At 67.9% G+C, this 13,308-nt stretch carries 9 protein-coding genes; 4 read left to right on the forward strand and 5 right to left on the reverse strand.

Going from position 1 to position 13,308, the window contains the following annotated elements:
* Nucleotides 1-62 precede the first annotated feature (62 nt).
* From F0L68_RS06540 to F0L68_RS06555, 4 genes are read left to right on the forward strand one after another with little or no spacing between them, the layout of a single operon-like run.
* Complete coding sequence (locus F0L68_RS06540; RefSeq protein ID WP_149848542.1) at nt 63-581, forward strand: YbaB/EbfC family nucleoid-associated protein; 519 nt, start codon at nt 63-65, stop codon at nt 579-581.
* Nucleotides 581-904: a type VII secretion target gene (locus F0L68_RS06545; RefSeq protein ID WP_149848543.1), complete on the forward strand. Its 324-nt coding sequence runs from the start codon at nt 581-583 to the stop codon at nt 902-904. Before F0L68_RS06540 ends, F0L68_RS06545 begins: the two co-directional genes overlap by 1 nt.
* Nucleotides 905-906: 2 nt before the next feature.
* On the forward strand, nt 907-2,241 hold the full coding sequence (locus F0L68_RS06550) for a WXG100 family type VII secretion target (protein ID WP_223198547.1): 1,335 nt from the start codon (nt 907-909) through the stop codon (nt 2,239-2,241).
* A 48-nt stretch (nt 2,242-2,289) separates the two neighbouring features.
* A complete protein-coding gene (locus F0L68_RS06555) occupies nt 2,290-2,784 on the forward strand; it encodes a hypothetical protein (protein ID WP_149848544.1) in 495 nt (164 codons plus the stop codon).
* A 180-nt stretch (nt 2,785-2,964) separates the two neighbouring features.
* Here the strand turns inward: F0L68_RS06555 and F0L68_RS06560 are convergent, their stop codons facing one another.
* The 5 genes from F0L68_RS06560 to F0L68_RS06585 form a co-directional block, all read right to left on the reverse strand.
* Nucleotides 2,965-3,606, reverse strand: a complete 642-nt coding sequence (locus tag F0L68_RS06560; protein ID WP_223198548.1) for a zinc ribbon domain-containing protein — start codon at nt 3,604-3,606, stop codon at nt 2,965-2,967.
* Nucleotides 3,607-3,775: 169 nt separating this feature from the next.
* Nucleotides 3,776-7,672: a DNA-directed RNA polymerase subunit beta' gene (locus F0L68_RS06565; protein WP_149848545.1), complete on the reverse strand. Its 3,897-nt coding sequence runs from the start codon at nt 7,670-7,672 to the stop codon at nt 3,776-3,778.
* A gap of 101 nt (nt 7,673-7,773) precedes the next feature.
* Nucleotides 7,774-11,265, reverse strand: coding sequence for a DNA-directed RNA polymerase subunit beta (gene rpoB, locus F0L68_RS06570; protein ID WP_149848546.1), 3,492 nt, complete (start codon nt 11,263-11,265; stop codon nt 7,774-7,776).
* A 404-nt stretch (nt 11,266-11,669) separates the two neighbouring features.
* Nucleotides 11,670-12,695, reverse strand: a complete 1,026-nt coding sequence (locus F0L68_RS43385; protein WP_223198549.1) for a hypothetical protein — start codon at nt 12,693-12,695, stop codon at nt 11,670-11,672.
* Nucleotides 12,696-12,735: 40 nt separating this feature from the next.
* Nucleotides 12,736-13,278, reverse strand: coding sequence for an Rv1363c family protein (locus tag F0L68_RS06585; protein WP_149848548.1), 543 nt, complete (start codon nt 13,276-13,278; stop codon nt 12,736-12,738).
* Between the last annotated feature and the right edge of the window lie 30 nt (nt 13,279-13,308).

The following is a 13,308-nucleotide window of genomic DNA, read 5'->3' on the forward strand; positions in this document are numbered from 1 at the left end:
GACTACATTCCGCAACCATCGCCAGAGCAGACATCGACGACGAACGACGCGGGGGTTTCACCGTGGCTACCAATGACTGGGTCGCCTCCTACGGGGCAGAGGTCGGCAACATCGCCGAGGCCGCCGAGCAGGCCAAGGCGCAGCTACAACTCGTGGCCAGCACGCTGACCAGCAAGGACGGCGCGGTCACCGTGACGGTGAACGCCAGCGGCGCGTTGCAGAACCTGTCCTTCGGGCCGCGGGCCGACGAGCTCCCGCGCGCCCAGCTGGCCGCCGCGATCGTGGCCACCGCGCACCGCGCCCAGGCGGCGGCGGCCCGGCAGGTCACCGCCGTGATGGCGCCGCTGATCGGCACGGACAGCGACGCCATGAAGTTCCTCGAGGAACAGATTCCGACCCCGGAGGAACCGGAGGAGGAGTCGCCTGCGTCCGAGCCCGAGAAGCGGGTGGTCTTCAACGAGGAACGGGCGTCCGAATTCCGCCCCGCACCCCCCGCCGCCCCGCCTCGCCCCCCGGCGCCGCAGACCGACGGCGACGAGGACGAGGGCCACGGGCCGGTCCTGAAGAGAGGTGGTTGGTGATGGGCGGAGCAGGCACCGAGGTCGACCTCGAGCAGCTCAAGCAGCACGAGACCGACGTGCGCGGCATCGCGGCTGACGTCGACACCGCGGTCAGCGCGTCGGACTCCGGCGGAGCGGCGTTCGACATCGACGCCTTCGGCATCGTCGGGCAGATCTTCGCGCTGCCGATCCAGGGGTGGGTCGACGCGGCCGTCGACTTCCTCCAGCAGGCGGCCACCGTCGGGCACGAGGTCGCCGACCGGCTCAAGGACTCGCGCGAGACCTACCAGAGCACCGACCAGGAGCACGCGGACAACTTCGACCAGATCTGCGGGGGTGTGTGAGCATGGCGGAAGGCGGCAACCCGCTCGTCGCGACGACCGAGTCCTCTTCGGACACGCTGGTCGGGCTCGGCGACTTCAGCAAGGACTCCGGCGAGGCCGCGGTGTCGGCCACCGGTGGTTCCGGCATCCTCAACGACGCCGCGGCGACCTTCAAGGACGCCAGCAACGGCGACTGGGCGAACCTGGCCGGCGACGTCGTCACCGACGGCCTCGACCTGCTCGGCGCGGCGATGAACCCGCTCGACACGCTGGCCAGCGCGGGCGTCGGCTGGCTGATCGAGCACATCAGCTTCCTCAAGGACGGCCTGGACAAGCTCGCCGGCAACCCGGACGCGGTCACCGCCAAGGCGGTCACCTGGAGCAACATCTCAAAGCAGCTGGAGAAGAGCGCGACCAGCTACGAGCAGTCGGCCGGCAACCTGGCTGGCTCGTACCGGGGCGCGGCGGCGGACGGCTACCAGCAGGCGGCGAAGGACTACGCGGCGACGCTGCGCGGCGCGTCGACCCACGCGCAGTCCGCCTCGACGGCGATGAACGTCGGCGCGGCACTGGTCGGCACCGAGCGCGGGCTGATCCGGGACCTGATCTCGTCCTTCGTCGGCGGGCTGATCGTCAAGGCCCTCGCGGCGCTGGCCAGTTCGTGGTGCTCCTTCGGCGCCAGCATCGCGGCGTTCATCACCGACACGGTGATGGAGGGCGCGAGCCTCGCCGAGAAGATCGCCACCAAGATCGACAAGGTGGTCGGGAAGCTCGGCAAGCTGGCCCAGGCGGCCGGCAAGTCCAAGGGCATCATCGAGGCCGCGGCGAACGCGCTGAAGAAGGTCGGCAAGGGCTTCAGCAAGCTGGCCGACAAGGGCCTCGAGACGGCCGTCAAGACCAGCGAGAAGGCCAAGACGCTCAAGGCCGCGGGCGCGAGGACCAGGGAAGAGCTGGAGAACGCCGCCAAGGCCGAGGGGCACGTCCGCACGGCCGCCGAGCAGAAGGCCGAGGAGTGGAAGAAATCCTGGTCCAGCCACACCGCCCCTGAGTCGCTGGAGGGCGCGGCGGCGAAGGCCAGCGAGGACGGCAGGAGCTTCCTCAAGCCCGATTCGTGGCAGCAGGCCGTCGATCACACTCGCAGGGACGGCTGGGAGTTCCAGCGTCCACAGTGGAACTCGGCCGACACGATCGGCGTCGCGGCCGAGGGCAGGCGGCAGGAGAACGAGCAGTTCGACCGCTGGGAGAGCGCCAACAAGTCGTACGAGCAGGCGCGCCCGGAAGGCGAGTCCGCGCCGAGGGGCGAACAGGTCGAGGACACGAACGCGGGATCCGAGCAGTACTCGTGGCCTGCTGAGTGAGTCGGCAGCCCGAGCCCGCCAAGCACGAGTAGCCGTGGAGGACGAGCCGTGTCGGACCAGGACGAGATCAACCGGGCGAACCTGGCCGGCCGGCTCCACCCCAACCAGCGGCGGCGCGTCCTGGCGGGTTCGGGCCCCGGCATGGCCTGCTTCGGCATCGCCGTGGTGACGGCGGTGCTCTACCCGATCTCCAGGAACACCAATCCGTGGGTGCTGCTCGTCCCGCTCGTCGTGTGCCTGCCGTATGCGCTCTGGTCGGCGGGGCGGCCTGTTCTTGAACTGCTCGTCGGACGAGTACGACCGATTACCGGCTGGGTGCACGCACAGGTCGAGGACCCCCGATACAACCTTCGGATGTCCGGCGCTCCGACGCCACCCAAGCAACTGCGCCAATCTCGCGGCGTCTACACCATCACCATTGGCAACCAATCCTTCAAGGTTGACCGAGAGCTGTATTCGCTCGTCGAGCCCGAGTGCGACCAGATCGGTTTCGTGACCCCCTGGACGGGTCGACTGGTCAACGCGATCCGCAAGACCAGCTAGCTGACCTGCGCAAACCTCTCCCCCGACGCCGCCAACCGCGTCGTGGGTCCGTCCCGCCGGCGGATTGCGAAGAATCGGCTGAAACCGAACCGAGCCGACGCGCCACTACCCCGCGAAATCGAGTCCAACAACCGTCGCCACGGCGTGCCGTCGACCTGTTTCCGGATTCCGCTCGGAATGCTAGAGCTGTTTTCCGCAGTCGGAGCAGAACACCGCGCCGGGACGATTGGTGGTCGAGCCGCAGCCGCCGCAGCGCACCTCGATGGCGAGCTGGCCGCCGCAGGACGAGCAGAACTTGCCGCCGTCGACCTTGGCCTTGCAGCTCGGGCACTCGACCTTGGTTCGCGTGCCGAGGTCGAGGTTCTCGGTCCAGTCGGTGTTCCTGGCCTTGTCCCAGATCTGCTCGCGCTGGGCGCTGGCCTGCGCGCGGGACATCTCCTCGGCGACCGCCGGGGAACAGGACAGGCACTGGCCGATGTCGTCGTTCCAGCACATCGCCGCGCACATCCACTGCCCGCAGCCCCGGCACTGCCGGAACTGGGGCGACACCTCGGCAACCGCGTCGGTCAGCGCGCGGTCCTTGGCCGGGGAGTTCGTCGCGCGGTCGTAGCGCCACTGCTCGACCGAGCGGCTCAGGTTCTCCGCTGCGCCACCGAACAGCGAGCCGACGGACCGCAGCAGGCCGCGCCCCATCTCCACCTTGTCCCGCACGTACGCGGAGCGGTAGCCGTTGCCACACCGTTCGCAGTGGAACTCGAACTGGTAGCCCTCGGAGTTGGAGAGGTCGCGGTAGTTGTCGGTGAACGGCACAAGATCAGGCACGCGCAGAAATTAACAAGTCAATCGCCCAGGTGGCGCACTTCCCGCGTGGTCTACCCAAAGGTCCGGCCACCTCCAGTCGAAGGGGCAGCCTTCGGTGTCGCTTCGGTTGCGCGCCAAAGAAAACGGGGGCCCGGGACAGTTGTCCCGAGCCCCCGTCAGCACGCTAACTTCAGCGGTAGTCGCGACCGAAGTCGTAGTCGTCCAACGGAACCGCCGCACCCGTGCCGGTGCCGAAGACGTCCGGCGTGTAGTAGCCGTCGTCGTAGGACGGGATCGCGTAGGCCGCGGCCCGCGCCTCCTCCGTCGGCTGCACCTGGATGTTGCGGTACCTGTTGATGCCCGTACCAGCCGGGATCAACTTACCGATGATCACGTTCTCCTTCAGGCCGACCAGCTTGTCGCTCTTGCCGTTGATCGCGGCATCGGTGAGGACACGCGTGGTCTCCTGGAAGGAGGCCGCCGACAGCCACGACTCGGTGGCCAGCGACGCCTTCGTGATACCCATCAGCACCGGACGACCCGAGGCAGGCTCGCCACCCTCGGCGACGACCCGACGGTTCGCCGACTCGAACTCGCTGCGCTCGACGAGCGAACCCGGCAGGAACTCCGTCGCACCGGAGTCGATGACCGTGACCCGGCGCAGCATCTGCCGGACGATCACCTCGATGTGCTTGTCGTGGATGGCCACACCCTGCGCCCGGTACACCTTCTGGACCTCGTCCACCAGGTGCAGCTGAGCCTCACGGGGACCCATCACGCGAAGGACCTCGTGCGGGTCGGGCGTGCCCTCCAGCAGCTGCTGCCCGACGGAGACGTGGTCGCCGTCGGCCAACGGACCGCTCGGGGTGTTGGCGAGCCGCTGACGCTTCGACAGCTTCTCGAAGATGATCTCCTCGCTCCCGTCGTCCGGGGTGAGGGTGATCTTCCAGAACCGCTCGCCGTCCTCGATGCGCACCCGGCCGTCGACGTCCGCGATGGGCGCCTTGCCCTTGGGCACCCGAGCCTCGAACAGCTCCTGCACACGGGGCAGACCGGTCGTGATGTCGTCACCGGCCACACCACCCTGGTGGAAGGTGCGCATCGTGAGCTGGGTACCCGGCTCACCGATGGACTGGGCGGCGACGATGCCGACGGCCTCGCCGACGTCCACCAGCTTGCCGGTGGCCATCGAGCGGCCGTAGCAGCTCGCGCACACACCGACAGCCGACTCGCAGGTCATGACGCTGCGGACCTTGACCCTGGCGACGCCGGCCGAGACCAGCTTCTCCAGTGCCGGGTCGCCCAGGTCGTCGCCGCGGTTGAGCAGCACGTTGCCGTCGCTGTCCGAGATCTCCTCGGCGAGCGTGCGGGCGTACACGGCCGTCTGCGCGAACTCGTGCAGCGACATCTTGCCGCCGCCGTCCTGGCTGACGGGCAGGATGACGCCACGGCTGGTGCCGCAGTCGACCTCGCGGATGATGACGTCCTGCGAGACGTCCACCAGACGACGGGTCAGGTAACCCGAGTCGGCGGTGCGCAGCGCGGTGTCGGCAAGACCCTTGCGGGCACCGTGCGTCGCGATGAAGTACTCCAGCACCGACAGGCCCTCACGGAACGAGGACTTGATCGGGCGCGGGATGTACTCGCCCTTCGGGTTGGTCACCAGACCACGCATGCCGGCCAGCGACCGGACCTGGGTCATGTTGCCCGCCGCCCCGGACTGCACGATCATGCGGATCGAGTTGTCCTCGGGGAAGTTGGCCTCCATGGCCTCGGCGACCTCTTCTGTCGCCTGGGTCCAGACCTTCACCAGCTCGTTGTTGCGCTCCGTGTAGGAGAGCTGACCGCGCTGGTAGCGCTTCTCGACCGCGTCCGCCTGCTTCTCGAACTGGTCGAGGATCTCGTACTTCTTGGCCGGGACGAGCACGTCGGAGATCGCGACCGTCACACCGGACCTGGTGGCCCAGTAGAAGCCGGCGTCCTTGAGCTTGTCCAGCGTCCGAGCCACGGTCACCATCGGGTACCGCTCGGCGAGATCGTTGATGATCGTCGCCTGGCGCTTCTTCGGCATGACCTCGTTGATGAACGGGTAGTCCGCGGGAAGCAGCTCGTTGAACAGCACGCGACCGAGCGTGGTCGTGGCCAGCCACTGCTGGCCCGGCTCCCAGCCCTCGGGCTCCTGGCCCCTCGGCGGCATCCGGTCGGTCAGCCTGATCTTCACCATCGACTGAAGGCCGAGGGCCTTGCGGTCGAACGCCATCAGGGCCTCGGCAGGCGACGCGTACGCGTGGCCCTCGCCGAGGTCACCCTCCTTGTGGCGGGTGAGGTGGTACAGGCCGGTGACCATGTCCAGACGCGGCATCGCCAGCGGCTTGCCGGAGGCAGGCGACAGGATGTTGTTGCTGGACAGCATCAGGATGCGGGCCTCGGCCTGCGCCTCGGCCGACAGCGGCAGGTGCACCGCCATCTGGTCACCGTCGAAGTCGGCGTTGAACGCCTCACAGACGAGCGGGTGCAGCTGGATGGCCTTGCCCTCGACCAGCTGCGGCTCGAACGCCTGGATGCCCAGGCGGTGCAGCGTTGGTGCGCGGTTCAGCATCACGGGGTGCTCGGTGATGACCTCTTCCAGCACGTCCCACACGGCCGGGCGCGCACGCTCGACCATCCGCTTGGCGGACTTGATGTTCTGCGCGTGGTTGAGGTCGACCAGCCGCTTCATCACGAACGGCTTGAACAGCTCCAGCGCCATCTGCTTGGGCAGACCGCACTGGTGCAGCTTGAGCTGCGGGCCGACCACGATGACCGAACGGCCCGAGTAGTCGACGCGCTTGCCGAGCAGGTTCTGGCGGAACCGGCCCTGCTTGCCCTTGAGCAGGTCGGACAGCGACTTCAGCGGCCGGTTGCCCGGCCCGGTCACCGGGCGACCGCGGCGGCCGTTGTCGAACAGCGCGTCGACGGCCTCCTGGAGCATCCGCTTCTCGTTGTTGACGATGATCTCGGGCGCGCCGAGGTCGATCAGTCGCTTGAGGCGGTTGTTCCGGTTGATGACCCTGCGGTACAGGTCGTTGAGGTCCGAGGTGGCGAAGCGGCCACCGTCGAGCTGGACCATCGGCCGCAGGTCCGGCGGGATCACCGGGACGCAGTCGAGGACCATGCCCTGCGGGTTGTTGCGGGTCGCCTGGAACGCCGCGACGACCTTGAGCCGCTTGAGCGCGCGGAGCTTCTTCTGCCCCTTGCCGCTGCGGATCGTCTCGCGCAGGATCTCCGCCTCGGCGTCCACGTCGTAGATGCCGAGCAGCTGCTGGATCGACTCCGCACCCATGGCGCCGGTGAAGTAGTCGCCGTAGCGGTCGTACAGCTCGCGGTACAGCAGCTCGTCCGCGATCAGCTGCTTGGGCTCGAGCTTGGTGAAGGTGCTCCAGATCTCGTCGAGCCGGTCCAGCTCGCGCTGGGCGCGGTCGCGGAGCTGGCGCATCTCCCGCTCGCCGCCCTCCTTGACCTTCCGACGGACGTCGCTCTTCGCGCCCTCCGCCTCCAGCTCGGCGAGGTCGGCCTCGAGCTTCTGCGCGCGGCCCTCGATGTCGGCGTCGCGCTTGGCCTCGACGCGCTTGCGCTCGACCTGCATCTCGTTGTCGAGCGTGGGCAGGTCGTTGTGGCGCAGCTCGGTGTTCACCGCGGTGATCACGTACGCGGCGAAGTAGATGATCTTCTCGAGGTCCTTGGGGGCCAGGTCGAGCAGGTAGCCCAACCGGCTGGGGACGCCCTTGAAGTACCAGATGTGCGTGACGGGCGCGGCCAGTTCGATGTGGCCCATCCGCTCACGACGCACCTTGGCGCGGGTCACCTCGACGCCGCAGCGCTCACAGATGATGCCCTTGAAGCGAACGCGCTTGTACTTGCCGCAGTAGCACTCCCAGTCCCTGGTGGGACCGAAGATCTTCTCGCAGAACAAGCCGTCCTTCTCTGGCTTGAGCGTGCGGTAGTTGATGGTCTCTGGCTTCTTGACCTCACCGAACGACCACTGGCGGATGTCGTCGGCCGTTGCGAGGCCGATGCGAAGCTCGTCGAAGAAGTTGACGTCGAGCACGTCGGTTCTTCTCCCCTTCGTTGATTGCTGCCTGGGGGTAGGGGTCGTGTCGCCCGACGGGGGATGGCGGGAGGCCAGCCCCCGTCAGGCGAACAGCGAGGTCAGTTCACGACGTCGTCGACCGAGAGCGAGTCCGAGCCGGGACGGCTGGACAGGTTGATACCGAGGTTGGCGGCGGCCCGCTCCAGGTCCTCGTCGTCCCCGTCGCGCATCTCGATGGCAGCGCCGTCGCTGGAGAGCACCTCGACGTTGAGGCACAGCGACTGGAGCTCCTTGAGCAGCACCTTGAAGGACTCCGGGATACCGGGCTCAGGGATGTTCTCGCCCTTGACGATGGCCTCGTAGACCTTCACGCGGCCGAGCACGTCGTCGGACTTGATGGTGAGCAGCTCCTGGAGCGTGTACGCCGCCCCGTAGGCCTGCATCGCCCAGCACTCCATCTCACCGAAGCGCTGGCCACCGAACTGCGCCTTACCACCGAGCGGCTGCTGGGTGATCATCGAGTACGGGCCGGTGGAGCGGGCGTGGATCTTGTCGTCCACCAGGTGCAGCAGCTTCAGGATGTACATGTAGCCGACCGACACCGGGAACGGGTACGGCTCGCCACTACGTCCGTCGAACAGCTGCGCCTTGCCGTTCTCCTTGACCATCCGCTCGCCGTCCCGGTTCGGGATCGTCGAGCCGAGCAGGCCGGTGATCTCGGTCTCGCTGGCACCGTCGAACACCGGAGTGGCCGTCTTGGTGCCGGGGTCGACCTCGTAGAGCTCCTCCGGCAGGTTCTTCGCCCAGTCGGCGAGGCCGTCGATGCTCCAGCCCTGCTTGGCGATCCACCCGAGGTGGGTCTCCAGCACCTGGCCGATGTTCATACGACGCGGCACACCGTGCGTGTTCAGCACGATGTCCACCGGGGTGCCGTCCGGGAGGAACGGCATGTCCTCCGCCGGCAGGATCTTGCCGATGACACCCTTGTTGCCGTGGCGGCCGGCGAGCTTGTCGCCGTCCTGGATCTTGCGCTTCTGGGCCACGTAGACGCGGACCAGCTCGTTGACGCCCGGGGGCAGCTCGTCGTCGTCCTCGCGGCTGAACACGCGGATGCCGATGACCTTGCCGTACTCGCCGTGCGGCACCTTGAGGGAGGTGTCGCGGACCTCGCGCGCCTTCTCGCCGAAGATCGCGCGGAGCAGGCGCTCCTCCGGGGTCAGCTCGGTCTCGCCCTTGGGCGTGACCTTGCCGACCAGGATGTCGCCGGGCTGGACCTCGGCGCCGATCCGGATGATGCCGCGCTCGTCGAGGTCGGCGAGGACCTCCTCGGAGACGTTCGGGATGTCCCTGGTGATCTCCTCGGCACCCAGCTTGGTGTCGCGGGCGTCGATCTCGTGCTCCTCGATGTGAATCGAGGTGAGAACGTCGTCCTGCACCAGACGCTGGGACAGGATGATCGCGTCCTCGTAGTTGTGCCCCTCCCACGGCATGATCGCGACGAGCAAGTTCTTGCCCAGCGCCATCTCGCCGCTCTCGGTGCACGGACCGTCCGCGACGACCTGCCCGACCTCGACCCGGTCGCCCTCGTTGACGATCGGCTTCTGGTTGATGCAGGTGCCCTGGTTGGACCGGCGGAACTTGTGCATCCCGTAGGTCTGGCGGGTGCCGTCGTCGGCCATGATCGTGACGTAGTCGGCGGACAGCTCCTCGACGACGCCGGCCTTCTTGGCGACGACGACCTCACCGGCGTCGACCGCGGCACGCAGCTCCATGCCAGTGCCGACCAGCGGGGACTCGCTGCGCAGCAGGGGCACGGACTGGCGCTGCATGTTCGCGCCCATCAGCGCGCGGTTCGCGTCGTCGTGCTCGAGGAACGGGATCATCGCGGTCGCGACGGACACCATCTGCCGAGGCGAGATGTCCATGTAGTCCACGACGCTCGGGTCCGCGAGGTCGGTCTCGCCGCCCTTACGACGGACCATCACGCGCGGGTCGAGGAAGTTGCCGTCGTCGTCGATCGGCGAGTTGGCCTGCGCCTTGACGAAGCGGTCCTCCTCGTCGGCGGTCAGGTAGTGGATCTCGTCGGTGACCTGGCTGTCGACGACCTTCCGGTACGGCGTCTCGATGAAGCCGAACGGGTTGACCCGGCCGTAGGAGGACAGCGAGCCGATCAGGCCGATGTTCGGGCCTTCCGGCGTCTCGATCGGACACATGCGGCCGTAGTGGCTGGGGTGCACGTCGCGCACCTCCATGCCGGCCCGCTCACGGGACAGACCACCCGGGCCGAGCGCCGACAGGCGGCGCTTGTGGGTGAGCCCCGCGAGGGGGTTGGTCTGGTCCATGAACTGCGACAGCTGGGAGGTCCCGAAGAACTCCTTGATCGCCGCGACGACCGGGCGGATGTTGATCAGGGTCTGCGGCGTGATCGCCTCGACGTCCTGGGTGGTCATCCGCTCACGGACCACGCGCTCCATCCGGGACAGACCGACCCGGATCTGGTTCTGGATCAGCTCGCCGACCGTGCGCAGGCGCCGGTTGCCGAAGTGGTCGATGTCGTCGACCTCGACGGGAACCTCGGTCTCGCCGACCTTCATCGAGGTGTCGCCCGCGTGCAGCCGGACGAGGTACTCGATGGTGGTGACGATGTCGTCCTCGGTCAGCACGCCGGTGGTGAACGGCAGGCTGAGGCCCAGCTTCTTGTTGACCTTGTACCGGCCGACCTTGGCGAGGTCGTAGCGCTTGTCCTTGAAGAACAGGTTCTCCAGCAGGGCCTGCGCGCTCTCCTTCGTCGGCGGCTCGCCAGGGCGCAGCTTGCGGTAGATGTCCAGCAGCGCCTCGTCGGTGCCGGCGGTGTGGTCCTTCTCCAGGGTGGTGAGCAGGGTCTCGCTGAACGCGAACCGCTCACGGATCTGCTCGGTGGTCCAGCCGAGCGCCTTCAGCAGCACGGTGACCGGCTGGCGGCGCTTGCGGTCGATGCGGACACCGACGGTGTCGCGCTTGTCGACGTCGAACTCGAGCCACGCGCCGCGGCTCGGGATGACCTTGACGCTGAAGACGTCCTTGTCCGTCGTCTTGTCGATCGAGGTGTCGAAGTAGACGCCGGGCGAACGGACCAACTGGGACACGACGACACGCTCGGTGCCGTTGATAACGAAGGTGCCCTTGTCCGTCATCATCGGGAAGTCGCCCATGAACACCGTCTGGCTCTTGATCTCACCAGTGGTGTGGTTGGTGAACTCCGCGGTGACGAACAGGGGTGCCGCGTAGGTCATGTCCTTGTCCTTGCACTCCTCGACGGAGGCCTTGACCTCGTCGAAGCGCGGGTCGGAGAAGGACAGGGACATCGAGCCGGAGAAGTCCTCGATCGGGGAGATCTCGTTGAGCACGTCTTCCAGGCCACCGGTGGGGGCCTCGTCACCTTCGTCGATGCGGCGCTGGAACCACGCCTCGTCGCCGGTGAGCCACTCAAACGAGTTGATCTGCAGATCGAGCAGGTTGGGCGTCGCGAGCGGTTCACGGATCTTCGCGAACGAGACCCGCTTCGGCGCTCCCGGGATCCCCGACATGGAGTTGGTCGCAGCAGTGGCCTTGGTCGCGCGGGAGACTGCCAAGATGCGTCCTTCCAGGGACTAAATAGCTGGCGCAGCCGAGCTAGCAAGCAGCTAACTAAGCTGTCAAGGGTGCAGTGGTGCCCAAATCCTAGCTCTCGGCGAAGGGCATGCGGAAAGTGGGCAGCGCAAAGGAGCAGTCTAGCCACAGAGACGGCGACTGTCGAGAGGCCCCTGGAACGGCCGGTCTCGTGCTCACCGACAGAGTGACCCTGGCAGGCGTGACAGTCAAGACGCCACGCCTCGATCACCCCGCTGGACGAAGCCCAAATCACCCGGCGTAGTCACGCTGACCTGGGGAAACGCCCTGAACACCGTGGATGCAACCACGCGGCGACACTCCGTAGTGTCGGTTGAACTGACCCGAATGTGGCACTGCTCTCACCGAGAGTCGATCACCGTGTTGATCAGTTGAGGATCTTCAGATCGGAGATCCGCCACCGGTCGGTGCGCTGCGCGGTGACGCTCGCCATGGTCGCGCCGACGCTGCTCTGGTTGTCCGAGGTCCTGGTACTGGTCTGGTCAAGGAACACCAGCAGCTCCGCCCGGTCGCCGTTGAGCAGCCGCACCCCGCTGGACACCACGCGCACCGACACGACCAGCTTCTGCTCCGGCGCCAGCTTCTTCACCTGCTCGAACAGCTTGTTGTACTGGTCGACCGCCGCCCCGGTGAGCAGGTCCTTGGCCGCCTTCTCGGTGGAGGCGGTGTCGGCGAAGTTGTAGGAGAACGCCTTCTCCATGGCGTCCTTGACCTGGCCGGTCACCTCGCTGGTGCGCGCGGTGTCCACCAGCGCGCCGTTCTGCCCCGAGTTCGACGTGAGGTGCTCGGCCTCGCCGTGGAACCAGACCGCCAGGCCGGCGAACAGCACGGCGGGCAGCAGCAGGGCGGCCAGCGTGACCAGCCGGGGCCTGCGCGTCGGGCGCGGCTCGTCGACGGGCCGCACCGACGTCCCGGAGTCGCCGTCCGACGCGTCCTCCGGAGCCTCCTGCGGGGTCTCAGCGTCCTCGGCGACCTTGGTGGTCGCGATGGTCTTGGCGGTCTTGGTGGTCGCGGTGTCCTCGGCTGCGGCGTCCTCAGCGTCCTCGGCGCCGATCACCGACGGCGAGATCACGTCGTCGGCCTCGGGCGCGGGCTCGGCAGCCTCGGGCTCGGCGGGCTCAGACTCGGTGGCCTCGGGCTCGGCGGGCTCGGGCTCCTGGGGCTCCTCGGCCTGAGGCCTCGCCGGCTGCTGCGGCGCACGGTAGCCGGGCGGCTGGTAGCCGGGCGCGGCGTAACCGCCTGCCGTGTCCTGGGACTCCTGGGACTCCTGGGTCGCCTCGAGCCGCTCGGTCTCGTCGCCAGCGGGGTTCGGCCGGTTGGTCAGGCCGGCCACGCGCGGCCGGCGGGCCGGTGGCTGGTTCGGCTGGGTCGGGCGGCGGCGGGTCGGTGGCACTTCCCTGATCCTCTCGAGTGTCGCGGTGCTGGCCGGCCGGCTACGCCGTGCCGACCGCGACCTGGCCGAGCGCGCTGAGCTTCCAGCCCGCGTCGGTCCTGGTCAGGTTGGCCTGGTAGCGGTCGCGCTTGGTGGTTGGCTGGCCGCCGTCCGGGGTGACCACGATCTCCACCGCCGCGATCAGGGTGGCCTTGCCGGCGCGGTCGTCCAGGTCGGTCACCGACGACTCGAGCACCTTCCCCTTGGTGACGGTCTTGGCCGCCTCGATCTGCTTCTTGCTCGCGTCCCTGCCCTGCTTGACCTCGTCGTTGAGCTGCGCGGTCGAGGAGGCCAACCAGCGGTCGAGGCCCTCGTCGACCTTCTTGTAGTCCAGGGTGGTGAAGTTGTCGATCCCCACCTCGCCCGCGCGCTGCACGTCGTCGCGGGTGCTGGCGTAGCGCAGCGAGTCGTCGTGCGCCGCGCTGTACCAGGACCAGCCGAACCAGGCCGCGAACACGGCGGCGACCACCGCGACCGCGGCCGCCGCCAGCACGGCGGGGTGCGCAAAGGACGGCCTGCCGTCGGACCTGACCCGCTCGTTCATGGTGCTCCAGGGTAGGGATGGTGCGTGTGG

The organism is Solihabitans fulvus (assembly GCF_008386585.1).
GTDB lineage: Bacteria > Actinomycetota > Actinomycetes > Mycobacteriales > Pseudonocardiaceae > Solihabitans > Solihabitans fulvus.